Annotated in this window: 20 protein-coding genes; 6 read left to right on the top strand and 14 right to left on the bottom strand. The window is 28.8% G+C overall.

The genetic code is table 11. The features are described 5' to 3' along the window. Positions 1-411: carboxypeptidase-like regulatory domain-containing protein (locus tag AACZ53_RS06755; RefSeq protein ID WP_339836209.1), on the bottom strand; the 411-nt coding region annotated here is incomplete at its 3' end. Between the two features lie 116 nt (positions 412-527). Here AACZ53_RS06755 and AACZ53_RS06750 point away from each other — a divergent pair. Further along, positions 528-1,247: a hypothetical protein gene (locus tag AACZ53_RS06750; protein ID WP_339836207.1), complete on the top strand. Its 720-nt coding sequence runs from the start codon at positions 528-530 to the stop codon at positions 1,245-1,247. A 66-nt stretch (positions 1,248-1,313) separates the two neighbouring features. Here AACZ53_RS06750 and AACZ53_RS06745 read toward each other — a convergent pair whose 3' ends face one another. The 5 genes from AACZ53_RS06745 to AACZ53_RS06725 all read right to left on the bottom strand — a co-directional run bounded on the left by AACZ53_RS06745 (position 1,314) and on the right by AACZ53_RS06725 (position 6,697). Then, a complete protein-coding gene (locus AACZ53_RS06745; RefSeq protein WP_339836205.1) occupies positions 1,314-3,536 on the bottom strand; it encodes an NADP-dependent isocitrate dehydrogenase in 2,223 nt (740 codons plus the stop codon). Between the two features lie 246 nt (positions 3,537-3,782). Further along, the gene (gene rplS / locus AACZ53_RS06740) at positions 3,783-4,139 is read right to left on the bottom strand and encodes a 50S ribosomal protein L19 (protein WP_026715866.1); all 357 of its coding nucleotides are present in this window, start codon (positions 4,137-4,139) and stop codon (positions 3,783-3,785) included. Between the two features lie 186 nt (positions 4,140-4,325). Further along, positions 4,326-5,003 (bottom strand): tRNA (guanosine(37)-N1)-methyltransferase TrmD, encoded by a 678-nt coding sequence (gene trmD / locus AACZ53_RS06735; RefSeq protein WP_339836201.1) that lies wholly within the window; start codon positions 5,001-5,003, stop codon positions 4,326-4,328. Between the two features lie 103 nt (positions 5,004-5,106). Continuing rightward, entirely contained in the window at positions 5,107-5,904 is a 798-nt protein-coding gene (locus AACZ53_RS06730; protein ID WP_339836198.1) for a class I SAM-dependent methyltransferase, read from the bottom strand. A 73-nt stretch (positions 5,905-5,977) separates the two neighbouring features. Beyond that, positions 5,978-6,697, bottom strand: a complete 720-nt coding sequence (locus AACZ53_RS06725; protein WP_339836195.1) for a 3-ketoacyl-ACP reductase — start codon at positions 6,695-6,697, stop codon at positions 5,978-5,980. 174 nt (positions 6,698-6,871) lie between these two features. Here AACZ53_RS06725 and AACZ53_RS06720 point away from each other — a divergent pair, with 174 nt between their 5' ends. Both AACZ53_RS06720 and AACZ53_RS06715 read left to right on the top strand, forming a co-directional pair. Further along, on the top strand, positions 6,872-7,804 hold the full coding sequence (locus tag AACZ53_RS06720; RefSeq protein WP_339836192.1) for a peptidylprolyl isomerase: 933 nt from the start codon (positions 6,872-6,874) through the stop codon (positions 7,802-7,804). A gap of 156 nt (positions 7,805-7,960) precedes the next feature. After that, on the top strand, positions 7,961-8,464 hold the full coding sequence (locus AACZ53_RS06715) for a hypothetical protein (protein WP_339836189.1): 504 nt from the start codon (positions 7,961-7,963) through the stop codon (positions 8,462-8,464). Positions 8,465-8,605: 141 nt separating this feature from the next. On the opposite strand, the gene AACZ53_RS06710 is transcribed toward AACZ53_RS06715, so the two are convergent. Further along, positions 8,606-9,160 (bottom strand): thioredoxin family protein, encoded by a 555-nt coding sequence (locus AACZ53_RS06710; protein ID WP_339836185.1) that lies wholly within the window; start codon positions 9,158-9,160, stop codon positions 8,606-8,608. A 157-nt stretch (positions 9,161-9,317) separates the two neighbouring features. On the opposite strand from AACZ53_RS06710, the gene AACZ53_RS06705 reads away from it, so the two are divergent. Continuing rightward, positions 9,318-9,659, top strand: coding sequence for a tRNA-binding protein (locus AACZ53_RS06705; RefSeq protein ID WP_339836182.1), 342 nt, complete (start codon positions 9,318-9,320; stop codon positions 9,657-9,659). 7 nt (positions 9,660-9,666) lie between these two features. Here AACZ53_RS06705 and AACZ53_RS06700 read toward each other — a convergent pair whose 3' ends face one another. Then, positions 9,667-11,700 carry a tetratricopeptide repeat-containing sensor histidine kinase gene (locus AACZ53_RS06700; protein WP_339836179.1) on the bottom strand — a complete coding sequence of 678 codons (2,034 nt, stop codon included), beginning with the start codon at positions 11,698-11,700 and terminating at the stop codon, positions 9,667-9,669. A 211-nt stretch (positions 11,701-11,911) separates the two neighbouring features. Further along, complete coding sequence (locus AACZ53_RS06695; protein ID WP_339836177.1) at positions 11,912-12,622, bottom strand: YebC/PmpR family DNA-binding transcriptional regulator; 711 nt, start codon at positions 12,620-12,622, stop codon at positions 11,912-11,914. Positions 12,623-12,830: 208 nt separating this feature from the next. On the opposite strand from AACZ53_RS06695, the gene AACZ53_RS06690 reads away from it, so the two are divergent. Then, positions 12,831-15,680, top strand: coding sequence for a PAS domain S-box protein (locus AACZ53_RS06690; RefSeq protein ID WP_339836174.1), 2,850 nt, complete (start codon positions 12,831-12,833; stop codon positions 15,678-15,680). Continuing rightward, positions 15,677-16,069 (top strand): response regulator, encoded by a 393-nt coding sequence (locus tag AACZ53_RS06685; protein WP_339836172.1) that lies wholly within the window; start codon positions 15,677-15,679, stop codon positions 16,067-16,069. The genes AACZ53_RS06690 and AACZ53_RS06685 overlap by 4 nt, the downstream gene beginning before the upstream one ends. 63 nt (positions 16,070-16,132) lie before the next feature. Here AACZ53_RS06685 and AACZ53_RS06680 read toward each other — a convergent pair whose 3' ends face one another. The 5 genes from AACZ53_RS06680 to AACZ53_RS06660 form a co-directional block, all read right to left on the bottom strand. Further along, on the bottom strand, positions 16,133-17,164 hold the full coding sequence (locus AACZ53_RS06680) for a hypothetical protein (protein ID WP_339836170.1): 1,032 nt from the start codon (positions 17,162-17,164) through the stop codon (positions 16,133-16,135). Positions 17,165-17,171: 7 nt separating this feature from the next. Continuing rightward, the gene (locus tag AACZ53_RS06675; protein WP_339836167.1) at positions 17,172-19,172 is read right to left on the bottom strand and encodes a S41 family peptidase; all 2,001 of its coding nucleotides are present in this window, start codon (positions 19,170-19,172) and stop codon (positions 17,172-17,174) included. Between the two features lie 4 nt (positions 19,173-19,176). Continuing rightward, a complete protein-coding gene (gene gcvT, locus AACZ53_RS06670) occupies positions 19,177-20,259 on the bottom strand; it encodes a glycine cleavage system aminomethyltransferase GcvT (protein WP_339836164.1) in 1,083 nt (360 codons plus the stop codon). Between the two features lie 223 nt (positions 20,260-20,482). After that, positions 20,483-21,772 carry a threonine synthase gene (thrC, locus tag AACZ53_RS06665; RefSeq protein WP_339836161.1) on the bottom strand — a complete coding sequence of 430 codons (1,290 nt, stop codon included), beginning with the start codon at positions 21,770-21,772 and terminating at the stop codon, positions 20,483-20,485. A gap of 96 nt (positions 21,773-21,868) precedes the next feature. Next, a partial coding sequence (locus AACZ53_RS06660) for a homoserine kinase (protein WP_339836158.1) occupies positions 21,869-22,430 on the bottom strand: 562 nt, incomplete at its 5' end.

Here is a 22,430-nt window from a genome sequence, read left to right as displayed (position 1 = left end):
CATTTGTTTTATAGTATTAATAGAAAGTTTATTAACACTCATTTCGGGACTTTTTATATTGATTTTGTTAGGATTATCTACCAAAACTATTTCATTTAAAACTTCTTCACTTTCAATAATTAAAAAGTTATTTTTAATATTTTGGTTTAAATCAATTGTAGTTTTAATTTCTTTATAACCTAAATAACTAATTCGAACTGTATAAAGTCCTTTAGGAAGAGTAATAGAGTAAAATCCATATTCATTAGTAGAAGTTCCAGTTCTTAATTCTTCAATAATTATAGAAACACCTATTAATGTTTCATTAGTTTTTTCATCTGAAATTACACCACTTAAGGTAAATTTTTCTTGAGCTGATGAAAATATTGTAAACAATAAAAGAAATAGAGAAATAAATCGTCTAAATAACATGGCATAAATTTTGATTTACAAATTTGATAATATTATTCTAAATTATTCTTTATCAAATGTTAATTTGTGGTTAATTGCAGAAATATTTTTTAATTTTACATAAATAAAAAGCAAAAATGCGGACTTCACTTTCAATAGTTTTTCTATTTTTAATTACATTCACCATGCAAGGACAAAGAGAAGTTCCTAAAAAATCGGGTGAATTAAAGTTAGAAAATTATAAGATTCCAACTAGTAATGATAAACCTAAAGTTGAAGAACCTAAAGCAACTATTGGTTATAAAAGTATTTTAACCAAAAAAGATGATGTTTATTTAAAGAAATTTACTTTCAAAAAAGAGGAAAAAGTGCAACCAATAATGTTTCAAAAAGATAAAGGGTATGATTTTGATGAAGATAGAAAAAGCGCTTTAAATGACAGATTAAAAGAAGCCACTACTGGAAATCAAAAAACACAATATTTAGGTGAATTTACTGTAGAGACAAATTTGTTAAAAATAATGTGTCGCGATCATCAAGAACCTGATGGAGACGTAGTTTCAATTTTAGTGAATGATAAAGTTGCTGTTCAGAGTGTTTTGCTAGAAGCTGGCTATAAAACCTTTTTTATTAGTTTAGAAAAAGGTAGTAATCATATTGACTTTGTAGCTTTAAATCAAGGAACTTCTGGACCAAATACAGCTGCATTTGTAGTGTTTGATGAATTTGGAAAACAAATAACGGCTAGCGAATGGAATTTGAATACAGGAGTTAAAGCGAGTTTAATTATTATGAATAAAACAGATGACAAAGCAAAAGAAGATGATGCTTTGAAAGAAGATAAAAAGGAAGAATAAAGCACAAACAAAACATAAAACAAAAAACGTCCTAATTTCTTAGGACGTTTTTTGTTTTTATATGAATTATTTCAACTTTGCTAAAATACCATTAAATGTAGCACTTGGTCTCATGGCTTTATCCGTTAATTCAAAATTTGGATGATAATAACCACCAATTTCTTGACGTTTTCCTTGAGCGGCAATTAACTCTTCATTAATTTTTGATTCATTTGCACTTAAATCAATAGCTATAGGAGTGAAGATAGCTTTTAATTCAGCATCTTTATCTTGTTTAGCTAAAGCTTGTGCCCAATATAAAGCTAAATAGAAATGTGAACCTCTATTGTCAATACTTCCAAGTTTTCGTGCTGGAGATTTATCATTTTGCAAAAACAATTCCGTAGCTACGTCTAAAGTTTCCGATAAAACTAAAGCTTTTGGATTGTTGAAAGTTAAACCTAAATGCTCATAAGAAACACCTAAAGCCAAGAATTCACCTAATGAATCCCAACGTAAATAACCTTCTTCGATAAATTGTTCGATATGTTTTGGAGCTGATCCACCTGCGCCAGTTTCAAATAATCCACCACCATTCATTAAAGGAACTATTGATAACATTTTAGCAGATGTTCCAACTTCTAAAATTGGAAACAAGTCAGTTAAATAATCACGTAAAACATTTCCTGTAACTGATATAGTATCTAAACCTTTTACAATTCGTTCTAAAGAAAACTTAGTAGCTTCATCTGGATTCATTATACGAATGTCTAATCCGTTAGTATCATGGTCTTTTAAGTATAAATTTACTTTTTCTATAATTTGTCTGTCGTGAGCTCTTTTATTGTCTAACCAAAATACAGTCGGAACACCAGTTGCTCTTGCTCTATTTACTGCTAATTTTACCCAGTCTTGAATTGGAGCGTCTTTAACTTGACACATTCTAAAAATGTCTCCAGTTTCAACTGCTTGTTCCATAATTACCTTTCCGTTAGCATCTTTTACCTTTACAGTACCATTTGCAGCGATTTGAAACGTTTTGTCATGTGAACCATATTCTTCAGCTTTTTGAGCCATTAAACCAACATTAGGAACACTTCCCATAGTTTTTGGGTCTAATGCACCATTTTCTTTACAAAAATCAATAGTAGCTTGATATATTCCTGCGTAACATCTGTCTGGAATAATTGCTTTAGTATCTTGAGATTTTCCTTCTTTATTCCACATTTTTCCTGAGTTACGAATCATTGCAGGCATTGAAGCATCAATAATCACGTCAGAAGGAACGTGTAAGTTAGTAATTCCTTTATCTGAATTCACCATGGCTAAAGCTGGACCATTTTCGATAGCAGCAGTTAGAGCAGCTTCAACTTCAGCTTGCTTAGCATGACCTTGAATTTTATCGTAAACATCACCTAAACCGTTTTTAGTATCAACACCTAATTCATCAAATAAATCAGCATATTTAGCAAAAACATTAGCAAAGAAAACTTCTACAAAAGCTCCAAAAATTAAAGGATCAGAAACTTTCATCATCGTTGCTTTTAAGTGCACAGAAAACAAAACACCTTTTGCTTTAGCATCAGCAACTTGTTCTGCGATGAATTTCTTTAATGAATTCATATTGATTACAGATGAATCAATAACTTCACCAGCCAATAACGGAGAATTTCCTTTTAATGTTTTAGTTATACCGTTAGCACCTTCAAATTCAATTGAAAAACTTCCAGCATCTTTTATAGTAACTGCTTTTTCAGTACCATAAAAGTCGCCACTTTCCATATGAGAAACGTGTGTTTTTGAGTCTGATGACCACGCACCCATTGAATGTGGATGAGCTTTTGCATAATTTTTAACGGCTTTTGGGGCACGTCTATCTGAATTTCCTTCGCGTAAAACCGGATTTACAGCAGAACCTAATACTTTAGCGTATGTAGCTTTAATAGCTTTTTGTTCGTCTGAATTCGTTTCTTCTGGAAAATTAGGAATTGCGTAACCTTGAGATTGTAATTCATATATTGCTTCTTTTAATTGAGGAACAGAAGCCGAAATATTTGGTAATTTTATGATATTAGCTTCTGGTTTTGTAGCTAATTGACCTAATTCTGAAAGTGCATCAGCAACTTTTTGGTCTTCTTTTAAATATTCTGGAAAATTTGATAAAATTCTTCCTGCTAAAGAGATATCTCTTGTTTCTAAATCAATGTTTGCAGGTTTAGAAAAAGCTTGTACAATTGGCAAAAAAGAATGTGTTGCCAACATAGGAGCCTCATCAGTAATAGTATAAAATATTTTTGATTTGTTAGACATGAAAAATGTTGTTTTAGTTATGAAATAGTATGAAACTCAATGTAATTTAAAAGATTCAAATATTTTTGAGCCACGCAAATATAAGAAATTTGATGCTATTATAGGTAGGATTACCGCGAAATCGTTTGAATTGCTAAATTCGAAATTAAAACAATTTAAATTATGAATTTAATAATTAAGCAAATAAAAATTTGACAAAAAAAAGTCTCAATCGAAATTGAGACTTTATTATGAGAATTTTGGATACTAGTTTTTGTATCTTCTTTCTTTAATTTTTGCTTTTTTACCAGTAAGTTCTCTAAAGTAGAAAATTCTTGCTCTACGAACTTTACCTCTTTGGTTAACTTCAACTTTTTGTAAAGCTGGCAAGTTGATAGGGAAGATACGCTCAACACCTACAGAACCTGACATTTTACGAATTGTAAAAGTTTCAGTAGCTCCAGAACCTCTTCTTTGGATTACAACTCCTTTGAAAAACTGAGTTCTAGTTTTTTCACCCTCTTTAATTTCATAGTACACAGTGATAGTATCTCCAGCACTAAAATCAGGGAAATCTTTTTTTGTAACAAATTCGCTATTAACGAAATCAACTAAATTTGACATAATAATATAAATAACTTGTTGAATCTAAGCAACATACACGAGTATCGTCAGAGGTTGGTCAAATATGGGTGCAAAAGTAGAAAATAATTATGAATTATGAAATATAAATTATGAGTTTTTTACGATTATTCGATAGTTTGATTATTCGATGGTTCGAAAAATCTAATAATCTAACAATCGAGTAATCTATTCTTCCAACAAATCTGGTCGTCTATTTTTGGTGTGTTCTAGTGCTTTTTCTTCTCTCCATTCTTCAATTTTAGCGAAGTTTCCGCTTAATAGAATATCTGGAACTTTCATTCCTTTATATTCAGCAGGTCTAGTATAAATAGGAGGAGAGAGTAAATTATCCTGAAAACTATCAGTCAATGCTGAAGTTTCATCGGATAAAACACCTGGAATTAAGCGAATAATGGCATCGCAAAAAACGATAGCTCCAATTTCTCCACCAGAAAGAACATAATCTCCAATCGAGATTTCTTTAGTAATGTGTAAATCACGAACACGTTGATCTACCCCTTTATAATGACCACATAAAATAATAATGTTTCCATACAAGGACATTGAATTTGCCATTTTTTGATTCAAAGTTGAACCATCAGGAGTCATGTATATGATTTCATCGTATGCTCTTTGCGATTTTAAATCTAAAATACAATCATCAATTGGCTGAATGTTCATTACCATTCCTGCTCCACCACCATATTGATAGTCATCTACACTTTTTTGTCTGTTGGTTGTGTAATCTCTTAAATTGTGAAAATGCACTTCTACCAATTCCTTCTCGATAGCTCTTTTCATTATAGAGCCTTCAAACGGACTTCTAAGTAAATCAGGTAAAACGGTTATGATGTCAATTCGCATTTTTTTGTAGTTGCAAAGTTAAAAGTTGTAAAGTTACAAACTAACCATTAAGATATTCAGATTAATTAAGAAAATCTTAATTAATCTGAATATCTAATATGGTTCAAACCTTTCTTCCCACCAAACTATACATCATCGGAATTTTATTTTCCAAATGCTTTATTCTAAATTTATTGGGTTCGAATTCTATGGTTTCATTGAAACAATTGTAATTAGAATAATCATATTCTTCAAAGTGTTCTATTTGTAAACCATTATTTATCAAAGATTTAAAAACTTCTGAAAGGGAATGATTCCAACCTATGTAATCTGTTTTTATATCTGCATTTTGATCTGCATAAGTTCCTGTGTATTCTTCTAGGATTGGTTTTTCGTTATGATAATGGTGTTTAATTTTGGTAAAATCATCATCAAACATCCAAACAACAGGATGAAATTCTACAAAAACTAACTTTCCATTTGGTTTTAAGAAATGCGAAATCACTTTTGCCCATTTATCCAAATCAGGCAACCAACCAATTGTTCCGTAACTGGTGTAAACAATATCAAATTTTTCATCTATGTGATTTGGAGTTTCGTATACATCACAACAAATGAATTTTGCATCTAAATTAAGTTCATTATTTAATTGTTTTGCTTTTTCAATAGCTTTGTCTGATAAATCTACACCTGTGCATTTGGCTCCAAGTCTTGCTAAAGACAGCGTGTCTTGTCCAAAATGACATTGTAAATGTAATATGCTCTTTCCTTTGATATTACCTAAAAGTTCTAAATCAATTTGAGGAACTGAGTTTTTACCTTTTAAGAAATCTGAAACATTATAAAAATCAGAAGCTACATGAATATCGACTTTATTATTCCATGTCTGTTTATTTACATTTTTATAATTATTGATACTCATATAGCTTGTGTTTTAATTTGGAACAATTTACTTCAAATAAATAACGCTTCCAAATTAATATGTTTTTTAAAGCTTATGGATTTGTTGACCATAGTGAAGCTCCTTTTAACATAGCTCTTCTTGGTAATTTTAATCCAGCAACAATTAATTCAGCAAAATCATCTGGTTGTAAAACTGAATCTTCAGAGTTTTTATTGGCGATTCCTAATTCAATTGACATATCAGAAGCGATTGTACTTGGAGTTAAAGTGCAAACTCTAATGTTGTTTTTACGCACTTCTTTCATCAATGATTCTGACATTCCAATTACAGCAAACTTTGAGGCTGAATATGCTGAAGTATTAGCATTTCCAGTCAAACCAGCAGTTGAAGAAACATTAAAAATGTCACCTTCATTTTTATCAATTAAATAAGGAAGTACTTCTTTTGTCACAAAATACATTCCCATTACATTGGTTTGAATGATTTCTGACCATTGATCCACTTTCATTTCATTTAAAGACCCAAAAGCAGCAACTCCAGCATTATTTACTAAAATGTCTACACTTCCAAAATCATTAATTATTTGTTTTATTCCTTTTTGAACCTCTTCATAAATGCCTATGTTAAAAGAAGCATAAGTAGCATTTACACCTAAAGCCTTTAATTCTGAAACCGTTTCTTGCAAACTTTTTTCATTTCTTCCAGTAATGGCAACATCGATTCCTTCTTTTGCAAAGGCTAGGGCAGTAGCTTTTCCAAGTCCTCTGCTTCCTCCTGTGATAATTGCTTTTTTACCTTTTAAATTTTCCATTTTAGTCTAATTTTTATTTACAGTAAAATTAAAAATTAAATAGTTCTTTAAAGTAATTAAAACCTTAAATTAATTATAAATTACGGATTCAACTTTAAGAATTTGTTCTGATTTAGAAGTTTTTTATGTCTAATAAAATGACTAATTTTGTGCAATAATTTAAATTCAAAAAAAATGCAAGACGGAATTTACGCAAAATTTAATACAACTAAAGGAAGTATTATTGTAAAGTTAACTCATGATAAAACTCCTGGAACAGTTGGTAACTTTGTTGGTTTAGCTGAAGGACAGTTAGAAAACAACTTTAGAAAAATGGGTGAACCTTTTTATGATGGTATCAAATTTCACAGAGTGATTCCTGATTTTATGGTTCAAGCAGGTTGTCCATTAGGAACCGGAACTGGTGATGCTGGTTATAAATTTGATGATGAGTTTCATCCTGAACTAAAACATGATAAGCCTGGTGTTTTATCAATGGCTAATGCAGGACCAGGAACAAATGGATCTCAGTTTTTCATTACACACGTACCAACAAATTGGTTAGATAACAAGCATACTATTTTTGGACATGTTATTGAAGGAATGGATATTGTCAATGAAATTGCTCAAGGTGATATCATTGAATCTGTAGAAATCATTAGAGAAGGTGATGAGGCTAAAAATTGGAATGCTATTGAAGCGTTTAGAACTTTTGAAGGTTCTCGTGAAAAAAGAATTGTTGAACAAAAAAGAATGGCTGAAGAAGCTATGGAAAAATTAGCTGCTGGTTTTGATAAAACAGAAAGTGGTTTACGTTACAAAATGATTCAAAAAGGGAATGGAACACAAGCTGAAAAAGGAAAAACAGTTTCTGTACATTATGAGGGTTCATTGGAAAACGGGCAAGTTTTTGATTCATCATACAAAAGAAAAAACCCTATTGATTTTCAATTAGGAGTTGGGCAAGTTATTTCTGGTTGGGATGAAGGTATTGCTTTATTAAAAGTTGGCGATAAAGCTCGTTTTGTGATTCCTTCTTACTTAGGATATGGTTCTCAAGGTGCTGGAGGAGTTATTCCACCAGATGCAACTTTGATTTTCGACGTTGAGTTGATGAAAGTGAAATAGTATTCAGTGCTCAGTTTATAGTGTTCAGTAGAATTAGTAACTGACTAATATTTATATAAAAATCCCGAAAAACTAATTCTTCGGGATTTTTTTATTTTTAAAAATAACTGGTATTATTCTTGATTTTGTATTTTTACAATTATTATCATACAATCCATGAAAAATCTATTTTCTTTCGTCTTTCTTCTTTTTTCTTTCATCTCTTTCAGTCAGATTCAACATTGTGGATTTGATTTTACGTCCTATTTAGTAGTTGATGTCCATGAAAATGGTAAAACTGTTAATTTAGATAACATAAAAATTACAGTTGTAGATAAAGAAGGCAAAGAAGTAATAAATACAAACAACTCTCTAAGTTGGAAAGACGGAAATAAACCTATGCTTTTTACTAAAAACTATTTAATTAGTAAAGAAGGTGCAAAAGAACGTTGGTTTTTTCCTTATGCCAAAGACAATTATTTACTTTCTATTACCAATACATTTCCTGCTGAAAATTATAATATTAAAGTTGAAGATTTAACGGGAAAATTCAAGCCTCAAACAATTGAATTAAATAGTTTCAATTTGTATATTCTATGTTCTAGTGAAAACGAAAAACAAGCTCGAAAATTTGGACCAAGAAGTAATAGTCCTATAGATGTTGTTATGGAAGAAAAGTAGTTAGCACTAGGTAAATGCAAGTATTCAGCAATTATTTGTTAAATAAATAAAATATAATAAATTGATTTTCAAATTGTAATTAACCTTTGTTTTTAAAACGAATGCAATTGAACACTGAACATTGATCACTGCCAACTGGAATTATTTCCACTTAATATTACAACCAATACTAGGTTTCTGCACATCATTTAAATGACGATTGTAAACCACACTATCAATTGCATTTCTTAAATCGTTGCCACTTATTGAAAATTCATTCCCAGGTCTTGAATCATCTAGTTGTCCTCTATAAATTAATTTATCTTGACTGTCGAATAAGTAAAAATCTGGTGTACAAGCTGCATCATAGGCTTTTGCAACTTCTTGGGATTCATCATATAAATACGGAAAATCAATTTTATGTTTAAGCACAAAGTCAGCCATTTTTTCAGGTGAATCTTGAGGGTAATTTATTATATCATTACTTGAAATCGCTACAACTCCAATTCCTTGAACTCTATAATCATTTGCTATCATTACAATTTCTTCAATAACATGAAGTACAAATGGACAATGATTACATATAAAAATAACTAAAGTTCCTTTATTGCCTTTTACTTCTTCAAAAGAAATTTTTCTGTTAAAGTTAGAAGCTTGTAATTTAAAATTTGGAGCTTTTGTTCCTAAAGGCAACATATTAGATGGAGTTAATGACATTTTTCTTTTTTTAAATTGGATTTTGGAATTTTCTTATTGTAATTTCTTTATAGTTATACGGAAAGATTGATAAAAGGTTACAAGAAATTCTTATTTTTGAATTAATTAATAACTCAGAGTCTTTATTGAAAAGATTCTGAAACAAGTTCAGAATAAAATGCAAAACGAATTAACTTGGTCTGATTTTGAAAAAATTGAAATGCGAATTGGAACAATTCTAGAAGTGAATGATTTTCCTAAAGCAAGAAATCCTGCTTATCAAATACATATTGATTTTGGTATAGAAATAGGTGTGAAGAAAACTTCTGCTCAAATCAAACAAAAATATTCAAAAGATGAATTAGTCGGTAAACAAATAGTAGCTGTAGTAAACTTTCCAAAAAAACAAATTGGAAATTTTTGGAGTGAATGTCTCCTTTTAGGTTCAATTGGAAATGGTAAAGAAGTTGTTCTTCTATCTTCAGATAAACCAGTTGAAAATGGATTGAGAATTGGTTAATGTTTTTTTATTTCAAAGGTATCTTAATGAAAAACGTACTCCCTTTTCCAACAGTACTTTGAGCCCAAATTGTTCCATTAAGTTCTTCAATCGCTTGCTTGCAAAAAGGTAAACCAAGACCGAAAGATTCTTCTCCATCAGTACCAGCACGTTTATATTCAGAGGATTCCAATTCAAATATTCGCTCTATTTTATTTTTTTCAATACCAATTCCTTGATCTTTAATAGAAATTAGAAGACTATCATTTTTAATAACAACATCAATTTTTATAGTTGTTTCTTTTGCACTAAATTTTATAGCATTACTGACAAGATTATTTATAACTCTTTTAATTTTTTCGGTATTTATATTGCTAATAATCTTTTCTTTAGGAAGGACTAAATCTAAAACAATTTGTTTTTCATCGGCTAATATCTTTAATAAAGCTATACATTCTAATAAATAATCATTTACAATAATGGTGTTTTTTGGAGTTAATTTAATAACATTTTTGTTTGACTCTAAAGTTTCACTTATAAGATTTAAAGCGTTGCCACATGCTATTTTCATTAAATCCGTTAATTCTTTTCGTTCATTTTCATCTTTCTCATCTAAGATTAATTCGACCATTAAAGATAAGGATGCAATAGGAGTTCTTAAATCATGTACAACCAAATTTAGTAGTTTTTCTTTTTCTTTACTACTTTCAGTTATTATGCCGAAAGCATTTTCAAGTTCCATGTTTTGAGATAAAATAGTGTTGTTTAATTTACTTAATTTATGAATATTTTTTTTTGATTCTTTCCAGTTGGACCAGATGAAAATTAATAAAATAATCACAGTTACTACTATCATAATGGTAATAAATAGATAAAGGTTTTTAACCTTATTTTCTGTCTGAAGTATTTCAAGATTGTGTTGTTGTTCAAATAAATCATATTGCTTTTTTAAATCAACATTACTGATAGGTGAGCTATTTAAAAAGGTGTCTTCTTTTTTAATTAGATATTTTTGTAAATAATTATAGGCTTGTGGAATATTATTTTTTTTATCATGGTAAGAAGACATTAGTTTATTCCAATTTGCTTCATCTTTTTGTGAACTTATGGTATCTAAGCTAATCTTTAAATCGTTTAACATTAAATAAGCACTATCAAGTTTTTCTTCTTTTAAAAGAATTTCTACCAGACTCAAATAACTTGATTGTGCATGTTTAATATCATTACCACGAGAAAGATTTATTTTTATATCTTTTCTTAAAATAATTTTTGATTTAGCATATTCTTCTTTCTGTAAATAGACCTTACCCAGATTTCCATATACAACGCCTAATGCCTCATTATGTTTTCTAACCTGAGTTGGGAATTTCTTTGAATTTGCAATTATAAATTTTAATGCCAATTTATAATAACGCTCTGCATTATCATAATCTTTAAGTTGAAAATAACTTAGTCCAGTGTTGGAGAGAACTTGTTGCCTTCTGTGGTAATTATCTAATATATCCGGACAACTTTCAGAATCTTTAAATGCATTAATAAAATTATCTTTTGCATCTTCATATGATCCCTGTTTATAATAAATCATTGCAATTCTATAGCTGTATTCAGAATTTAAACAATTATCAAAATAACCTAATCCTAATTGTTTGGCTTTATAATAATAGGCAAAAGCTTCATTAAATTGTTCTTGACTATAAAAAACATCACCTTTACATAGATAAGCAATGGCATATTCATCCTTGTAAATTGAGGGATCTTTTCCAGATATTAAGGAAATAGCAGAATCAGCATATTTGTGTGCCTTTTCGTAATCGTTAACAAATGCTTCATATACATATCTTTTGTAATCAAAAACTTTGACTTGAGATGATATAGATAAATCTTTTTCAAAGATTGCTGAATCCAATTTTTTAAGATCATAAATCACATTTTCTTTACCGTTTTTTGGTTTTAACAGTAAGGATTGATCTACTTCATACTTATCAGAATCAATTATGTACTCGTAGGACTTATCTTTTTTAAAGAAAAAATATATTGCAACAACAATCAGAATTATTATCAATGATATTATGAACTTTTTTGGGATATTTTTCATGAAACATTAAGGAAATTATAATAATACCTTAGCAATAGTACATAAAATTTAATGTAGTCTACTATATTGTATAAAAAGATTTCATTAAAAATACCCTAAGAGTTTTACTTTTCTTGCAGAATATTTCCAAGCATTTTTTTTAAATTAATTATAAAAGTAAATTCTATAATATTAAAAATTATTCCTGCATGCTATGATAAACATTCATAACATCATCATCTTCTTCAATTTTTTCAAGTAATTTTTCAACATCAGCAGCTTCTTCTGGAGTAAGTTCTTTTGTTACTTGAGGAATTCTTTCAAATCCAGACGATAGTATTTCTAATTCTCTAGATTCTAATTCTTTTTGTAGAGCACCAAAGCTTTCAAAAGGAGCATACATTAGAATTCCATCTTCGTCTTCAAAAATTTCTTCTACACCAAAATCTATCAATTCTAATTCTAATTCTTCTAAATCTTGTCCTTCAGCTGGAATTCTAAAATTACAAGTATGATCAAACATAAATTCAACCGAACCTTGAGTTCCAAAAGTTCCATTACATTTATTGAAATAACTTCTAATATTTGCTACCGTTCTATTGTTGTTGTCTGTAGCTGTTTCAATTAAAATGGCTATTCCGTGAGGAGCATACCCTTCAAATAAAACTTCTTTATAATCTGCAGTATCTTTATCTGTTGCTTTTTTGATAGCACGCTCTACGTTATCTTTTGGCATGTTTGCCGATTTAGCATTTTGCATAACAGCACGCAAACGAGAGTTGGCTTCCGGATTAGGTCCACCTTCTTTTACTGCCATTACGATATCTTTTCCTATACGTGTAAACGTTTTTGCCATTGCTGACCAACGTTTCATTTTTCGTGCTTTTCTAAATTCGAATGCTCTACCCATTTCAATATTGTTTTAAACACTGCAAAAATAATTTTTTTAGATTCAATATCAAAATTAGTTAAACAATAAACCATTATTTTATAATTTATATAAATTAGCAAGTTAATTATTTTAAAATTTAATGAATAGGTCTTTTTTTAACACAGAGTGTGGTTATTAAACTGAATAATTTTATTATATTTAATGCTTAATTTCCTATAAAGAGTAAATGAAAGTAATTGCTAATGTCTATAAATTAATTAATTGGTTTTTTAATAAACCAAAAACTTCGGGCTTATTGGTTTTTATTAGTTTGAGTTTAATATTTACTTACATTGCTTTTCAACAAAACGAAATTGACAATGAGAACAAAAAGGTTGAAATGAGAAATATGCTAAATGTAGTTTCTCAAAATATTGATCAATCACTTAAAAATTGTTATACAACAACTCTTTCTTTAGCTTTAACAATAAATGAAGAAGGAATTCCGCAAGATTTTAATTCTATAGGTGAACGTCTTTTAAAATCAAACAACAGTATTAATGCAGTTCAGATGGTTCCAAACGGAGTTATTAAATACATTTATCCAATGAAGGGAAATGAAGCTGCAATGAATTTAGATATATTGAGTTCAAAATTATTCCAAAAGGAAGCACTAAAATCCATTGAAAACCAAAAAATGTATTTTGCTGGTCCTTTTGAATTAACTCAAGGAGGACAAGGAATTGTAGGAAGACTTCCTGTTTATTTAAAAAACAAATTTTGGGGATTTTCTGCTGTAGTTATTCGATTAGATAAATTATTAATTACTTCTGGAATCAATTCTGTTAATAATGAAAAATATGAATTTCAATTGTCAAAGAAAAATCCAATTACTCAAAAAGAAGATTTTTTCTTACCTAAAACTATAAAAAGAACAAAACATAATTATGTCTACAGTTATATACCTGATGGAGATTGGAATTTATACCTAATAGATAAAAAGGCTAATACTTTAGTTCAAAAATTAATTTTCAATATAATATTAGGATTGTTATTGGCATTTATGTTTGGTTTTTTTACAATTTTATTATTAAAAAAACCAGAGCAGCTGCAACAATTAGTTCATGAACAAGCTAATAAATTAATTAATAGCGAATTAAAATTCAAAACAATATTCGAGCAAGCTGCCGTAGGAATTGCAAATGTTGATTTAAAAACTGGTAAGTTTATTGAGATAAATGAAAAATTTTGTTCACTTTTAGGATATACACAATCTGAAATGAAATCAAAAGATTTTCAATCAATAACTCATCCCGATGATTTAAATGTTGATGTGCAAAATGTAAAAAAAATAAAAAAAGGAACCATAAATCAGTATTCATTAGAAAAAAGATATTTTAAAAAAAATGGTGAAATAATTTGGGTTAAACTAAATGTTGCTCCTTTAATGTTAACTGCTGATGTTACAAACGAAACATCAGCTATTTCAATTGTAGAAGATATTACTTTGAAAAAAGAACAAGAGTCTTTAATCAAAAGAAATGAAGATCACTTTAAAAGTTTATTTGAAGATTCTCCTTTACCTTTAAGAGAAGAGGATTTTTCAAAGGTTAAATTATACTTGGAGAAAACCAATTTAATGGGACAAAATATTGAAATCGTTAGAGCCTATTTTGACAATAACCCCACTGAAGTTAATAAAGTTCATAGTTTAATTATTCACAATAATGCTAACAAAGCGTGTTTTAATTTATATAAAGTCAATAATAACGAAGAATTAGTTAAAAGTAAATCCGATTTATTTAATGATATTTCTTTTAATGATTTTAAAGACCAAATCATAGCTATAACTCAAGGAGATACAGAATATGTGATAGATACAATCATAAAAAATTCTGAAAATGAAATTAGTAACATTGATTTAAGGTGGAATGTTATTAGAGGATATGAAAATTCATTGGGACGTATCATAGTATCGAATGAAGACATAACTGAAAGAAAAACAGCCGAAAAAATTATTTTAAATTCTCAAGAAAGGATAGAATCTTTAATTAATACAATTGATGGAATAGTTTGGGAATGTGATGCAAAAACATTTGAATTCACTTTCATAAGTAAAAAGGTAAAAAATATACTTGGTTATACAGCAGAAGAATGGCTTACATGCAAAACCTTTTGGCAAGATCATATTTATCCCGAAGACAAAGAAAGTGTAATTAGCTTTTGTTCAGAAAAAACAGAAAACAATGAAGACCATGATTTTGAATACCGTATGGTTGCAAAAGACGGTTCTGTTGTTTGGCTGAGAGATATAGTAAATATTGTATTAGAAAATAATGAATCGGTTAGTTTACGAGGAATTATGATTAACATTACAAGGCATAAAGAAAATCAGAAAGATTTAAAAAAATCTTTTAATCTAGTTTCTGAGCAAAACAAACGCTTGTTAAATTTTTCGTATATTGTATCACATAATTTACGATCCCATACAAGTAATATTAGTTCTTTGATAGGTTTGATAGAAACTGCTGAAAGTAATGATGAAAAAGAAGAAATGATTGGATTATTAAAATCGGTATCTAATTCTTTAAACGATACAATGACAAATTTAAATGAAGTTGTAAATATTCAGACCAATATAACTTTAAGTATAGAAAAAATAGATTTATCTAAATATATAAAAAAAGCAAAGAAAATCTTATCAGGACAAATTGTTTCAAACAACATAACCTTTAATAACTTAGTCGCTGCTGATGTAGAAATTAATTATAATCCAGCATATATGGAAAGTATCCTTTATAATATTATTTCTAACGCAATTCGATATAGTAATAAAGAAACAGACTCCTTTATTACAATAAAATATTACAAAGAGAATGAATCAAAAATTTTAGAGATTACTGATAATGGTATAGGAATAGATTTAGAAAAATATAAAAACAAAATTTTTGGTATGTACAAGACTTTTAGTAATTATGAAGACTCTAGAGGATTAGGATTGTTTATTACTAAAAACCAAGTAGAAGCAATGGGCGGTAATATAACAGTACAAAGTGAACTCAATGTAGGAACTACTTTTAAAATCTATATTTTATGAAAAAAAAATCAATATGGATAATAGATGACGATTCTATTTTTAAAATTATTGTTAAAAAATTAATTTCAAAAGCTGAAATATTTGAAAATGTTGAAATATTTTCAAATGGTGAAGAAGCATTTTTAGCTATAAAAGATGTTTTGAATAAAAAAGAACAATTACCAGATATTATACTTTTAGATATAGAAATGCCAATAATGGATGGATGGACATTTATGTCAGAAATTAGTGTTTTTAAACAAAACTTTGAAGAAAAAAAAACAAGTATATTTATATCAAGTTCATCAATTGCGATTGATGACAAATTAAAAGCGGAAAAAAACACTTGTATTAAAGGTTTTTTATCTAAACCAATAACACTAAACGATTTAATTAAAATAGCTTCTTAAATACAGACCAAATTAATTAAAAGTCTTAACCAAAATTGATTTAAGTTTTATTAATAGTTTTATTTAATCAACAGGAACATGTTTAGAAACAAAATTTTCTGAAACGATATTCCAATTAGTTATGGCTTTATTTTTGTTTTGGAAATTAGCATTATTTTCTTTGTTGTAGGCGTTAATTTCGCTATTAACTTGTTTAACCATTAGATTGTAATTATCAACTTCTTCTTTAGTTCGATCGTTTTGTTTTTTACTTTCTAAAGTTTTTCTAGCGTTGTCAAATTTATCGTTGAACATTATAAAATTGGTGACTTTAGGAGCATAACCTTCTCCTTCGTTTTTAAAATATTCTAATGTTTTTTTTGTAGCATTTAAAATTGAACTATCGTTGTCATATGCCTTTATCAACTTTATCTTCTCTAATCCTTCAACCGCATATTGAATAAGGGCATTTTTATTTTGCTCAATGGCTTGCAAATCTTTGTTTTCAATTGCTACAGAAAGATAAGAATCCGTTATGTAAACTTTAAAGAAAATTAAATAAAGTTCAGTTTTATATTTAAATACCTCATTAGACTTTTCCATCTTTTTTCCTAATTCTGATTTGTCTTCAGATATTGTTATATTGTATTTTATAGCAAACGATTTTTGAGCAGCTATTACTTTTTCTTGTTCTTTATCAAGCCGCTCGTTTACTAAATCTCTTGTCAATATATAAGCTTCCATTAAATCATAAGATTGCTCTGCTACTTCTTGCATGTCAATTATTTTTTCGTATTCTTCATTAATATTTTTTTCAACAATACTTAAATAATCTAAAATTTGATTTTTATATTCTTGATCACCTTTATAGCCATCTTTAATTGCATTTATCTTTTTAGAAGCATTTTGAATACTTGTCACTAATTGTTTTCTAGTATTGTCAATTCGTCTAGCACTTTTTGAGTGTGCCACTGCTTTGGTATATTTCCAAGTGCTTTTGGCAATTAAATCTTGTTCTTTACCAATATAGATTAAATAATCAAGAGGTGTTTTAAATTCTTGAGCTACTGTACCAAAATGTATTAAAAGTACTAAAAAAGATAATTTTAGTTTCATAAGTATTTTATTGGGTTAAATCGTTTATAATGTTCATCGCTTCAAAAATATGTAAATTACTTTGAATAGCTCTTATTTTTTCTAAATTACTACTTTTTACAAATTCATCAAATTGTTGGTATTCTATTTCAACTTGACTTTGTTCAATTTCAATTGGAAATTCTGTTTCACTAATCTCCTTTATTTCTTGCCATATAGAATTACTTTTTTCAACTTCATTAAACACATCATTAAAATTTAATGGAATTGGATCGAAATTAAAATCAAATAGTGTTTCTATTTTATCATTCATTGCCTTAATTTTTCTTGCTTCATTGTTTTCCTCAATCCTTACAATACTTTTAGATATAGCTTCTTCTCTTTTAGGATTACTAAATAGTGCAAACCTCATTTTTGGAACTATTTCTTGATATTCTAATGCATTAGGTGCCTGATATTCGCGTTCAATTTGATTGTCAAATAAAAACGGAATTTCAACATCTGGAAATAAACCCATTCCTTGATTGCTTTTCCCAGTAATTCTATAAAAACCTTCAATTGTTATTTTCAGAAATGCATCATTCACAGGCAAAATAGTTTGCATGGAAGCTTTTCCACGGGTCTTATTTCCAACAACAATACCTCTGTTATAATCTTGAATAGCATTTGCAAAAAACTCACTTGCTGAAGCAGAATATGCATTAACTAAAACAACAAGTGGTCCATTATATATTGAACCTCTATTTGGATCTCTAATTGTTTCATTTTTATTTTGTTGGTCATTCAAAATTGCAACTGGTCCAATATCGATGAACATTCCTGTTAAGTTAATAGCTTCAATCATTGAACCACCACCATTGTTTTGAACATCAATGATTAAGCCATCAATATCATCTTTCTTTAATTTGTAAATTTCTTTTGCTAAATCATCACTCACATTTGTTTGTCCGGAACCAATTTCACCATAAAAACTCGGAATCTTTACATAGCCAACTTTCTTTGCTCCTTTTTTAAGGATAAAACTATAAAGTGAAGTACTATAATTAGTCATTTCTTTTTTATCTAAATTAACTTTATATATATATCCGCTTTTTTTTCTAATTGTAAATTCAGCTTTTTTGATTTCATTTGAGCTAAAAATTGTTTCAACTTTATCTTTTGTAGCACAAGAAATTTCAATGGATTCTTTGTTAGAATTAATTTTAATGATTTGATCACCATTCTCAATTTTTTCTGAAAAATAGGCAGAACTACCTGGAATTATATTTTCAATAATAATTTCTTCATTTTCATTTAAAGAAAGTAATAATCCAAATGAAAGATTATTAGAACTCACACCAGATAAATAGCTTGTTTTCTCTTCATTTGAAAAAAAAGATGTATGTGGATCAAAATATGAACAAAATGTATTTATAAATTTTGCATTAAATTCATCTTGACTCAAATTTAATTCAGCAATTTTACATTTATTAATTTCAATAACCTTTTTCTTTGATTCTAGGGTAAGTTTAGAAAAATTATTAACTAATGAATCTTTATTTTTACTGGTTTCAGCTACATTCTTAAGAATTTGAAAAAGAATTGATTTTTTCATCCTTTTCTTTAATTCTAATTCATTTAAAACATATGGAAATGGGTGTTTTGCAAATTGAATAGTTTCTAAACTTTCAAAAGAAATAAGTTCTTTTTCAATTTGTTCATAAATCTTTTTATTTCTAACTAAAGCTGCTGAATAAACCATGAATATATCATGTAAAAACTGACAATCTTTAGCAATAATATAATCATCTATTTTGTATTTATGCTTTTTTAGAACATCAATTTCTGCAGCCAAAAAAAGACGATTATTTTCATCCAATTCATCTAAAAAGGTAGTAAAAACAAATTTGGACAAACTATCATTTAAAGCTTTTGGCTTATAATGTTGCTCTTGAATGACTTTATTAATTTGAAATAAAGTTTCACAAGCATTTTTGTTAGTTTGTCCAAATATAACTATTGGGAAAATTAAAAATAATAGTTTTTTCAATAGTTTACTTTTTATAAAAAGGTATTTTCACAACCTTTGCTTTAATATCTTTATTTCTAATTCTAATATAAATTTCAGAATCTGGAGTTGAAAACGCTATAGTTACATAACCCATTCCAATAGCAATTCCCAATGAGGGTGCTTGTGTTCCAGAAGTTACAATTCCAATAATGTTACCATCAGCATCAACAATTTCGTAATCGTGACGTGGAATTCCTCTATCAACCATTTCAAAACCAACTAACTTGCGAGTCACACCAGCCTCTTTTTGAGCTTTTAAGTTTTCCGAATTTGTGAAATCTTTGGTGAATTTCGTAATCCAACCTAAACCAGCTTCTAAAGGCGAAGTAGTATCGTTAATATCATTTCCGTATAAACAGAATCCCATTTCTAAACGCAATGTATCTCTTGCAGCTAAACCGATTGGCTTAATTCCAAAAGCAGCACCAGCTTCAAACACTTTTGTCCAAATTTGTTCAACTTCAGAATTTTTACAATAAATTTCAAATCCACCTGAACCAGTATAACCAGTTGCAGAAATAATTACATTTTCAATTCCAGCAAAATCTGAAACTTCAAAATGATAATATTTTATTTGAGATAAATCAACCGAAGTCAAGGATTGCATTGCTTCAACAGCTTTTGGTCCTTGAATGGCCAACAAAGAATAATCTTCCGATAAATCCTTCATATCAACACCTAAATTATTGTGAGACGAAATCCAATTCCAATCTTTTTCAATGTTAGAAGCATTTACAACCAATAAATATTGCTCTTCTTTAATTTTATAAATGATTAAATCATCCACAATTCCACCATCATTATTTGGCAAGCAAGAATATTGTGCTTTTCCGATTTCAAGCGTAGAAGCGTCGTTAGAAGATGCTTTCTGAATCAAAGCCAAAGCATTTTCACCGCTTAACAAAAATTCACCCATGTGCGAAACGTCAAAAACACCAACACCAGTCCTTACGATTTCGTGTTCTACATTAATTCCTTCATATTGCACAGGCATATTAAAACCTGCAAAAGGAACCATTTTTGCTCCTAAACTTTCGTGAATGTGTGATAAAGCTGTATTTTTCATTTTTAGAGTATATTTAATATTGTGATGCGAATTTATTGAAAAATTATTAATTTGAAGCTATTTCCTGCTATCCATTGCAATCTTTTCTTTTTTAAAGAAAAAAAGAAAAGTATTTCCATTCCTATCAGGGCTAGGGCATCTCGTTATTAAATAATATTTTGAAAAAAATTGAACCATTTAGATATTAAGAAAATTTAGTAAAACCTAGATGAAACTAAATGTCTTAACGGTTCAAAAAAATTTTAAATTCTTCATAATTCGAAATTTTAATACTCACTTTCTCTTTGTTTATAACACCTTCAATCTGTATAGGAATAGGAAGTTTAATATTTAATAAAGGTTCAACTTCATCTAAAAACTTAATTGGGTGAGCTGTTTCCAATATAAAACCAATACTTTCCGATTTATTTTGCATTTCCTTTTTCAAGCCCAAATATCCAACAGCACCATGAGGTTCAGTCACATATCCAAAGGAATCATAAACAGTTTTCATTGCCACTTTTGTTTCTTCATCTGTAAAAGAATACGAAGAAAAGTCTTTTTCAAACTCCTTTAAATCATTTCCATACATTTCTTGAATACGAACAAAATTACTTGGATTTCCAACATCCATCGCATTCGAAATGGTCGCTAAAGAAGGTTTTGGTTCATAATTTCCATCTTTCAAAAATCTAGGAACCGTGTCATTTGAATTTGTAGAAGCCACAAAATGGGAGAGAGGCAAGCCTATTTTTTTAGCCAAAATTCCAGCACAAATATTTCCAAAATTTCCACTTGGACATGAAACTATTAAAGGTTTGTTGAATTTCTTTAGTTCTTTGTAAGCAAAGAAAAAATAGAACATTTGTGGCAACCAACGAGCAATATTTATAGAATTTGCTGATGTAAGATTAAAAGCTTTCAAATCTTCATCTAAAAAAGCTTTCTTAACCATATCTTGACAATCATCAAAAACACCATCAACTTCAAGAGCTGTAATGTTTTGACCTAACGTAGTCAATTGTTTTTCTTGAATGTTACTCACTTTTCCAGAAGGATAAAGGATGATGACTTTTACACCTTTTACACCCAAAAAACCACTAGCAACAGCACCGCCAGTATCACCAGAAGTCGCAACTAAAACCGTATTTTGTAGATCTTTATTGCGATTAAAATAAGCCAAACATCTCGACATGAATCTTGCTCCAACATCTTTAAAAGCCATTGTTGGACCATGAAATAATTCTAATGAATAAATTTTTTCTTCAATCTTTACTAAAGGAAAATCAAAAGATAATGTTTCATCAACAATTCGTTTTAATTCTTCTTCAGGAATTTCATCACCTATAAATTGTTGAATCACTTGAAAAGCAATTTCTTGATTAGAAAGGTTTTCAATATTTTCATAAAATTCATCACTTAATTTAGATAAACTCTCTGGAAAATACAATCCTTTATCTGGAGCTAATCCGTTGATGACTGCTTGTTCAAAAGTAACTAGGTGGTTTTTATTTTTTAGACTGTAAAATTTCATTTTTTGTTTTTTTGGAACACAGATTAAAGAAATTCAAGAAATCTTAGAAATTTTTCTGTGTAAATTTCTCTGATTTCTTAAATCTGTGTTGCTAAATTATATTGTTACTGTACCTTTAGAATTCACTTTAGAAACATGAATATCAAACTCAATTCCAGTAGATGAATAACTTTCTTTCATTGCTTTAGCAACTTTTTTAGCACTTTCTTTTCCTTTGCAAAGAGCAAAAATAGATGGACCAGCACCTGAAATTCCAGCACCTAAAGCACCGTTTTGTAAAGCAGCATTCTTAACTTCATCAAAATTGGGAATCAAGTATTTTCTAAAAGGCTCTACTAAAACATCTTTTAAAGAACGTCCAATCAAATCATAATCATCAGTATACAAACCCGCAATTAATCCACCTAAATTTCCGGTTTGAGTAATCGCTAATTTTAATGGAATCATTGGTTGAATTACAGCTCTTGCATCAGAAGTTTTGACTTCAATATGTGGATGCAGCACAACAGCAAATAATTCGCTAGGACTTTTAATTTGGATTATATCTAAAGGTTCGTATCCACGAATTAAAGTAAACCCACCTAATAGGCAAGGAGCAACGTTGTCAGCATGTTCAGAACCACTTGCAACCGCTTCACCTTTCATAGCAAAATTCACT

This window comes from uncultured Flavobacterium sp., assembly GCF_963975005.1.
Taxonomy (GTDB): domain Bacteria; phylum Bacteroidota; class Bacteroidia; order Flavobacteriales; family Flavobacteriaceae; genus Flavobacterium.
This window is presented reverse-complemented; position numbering and strand designations above follow the sequence as displayed.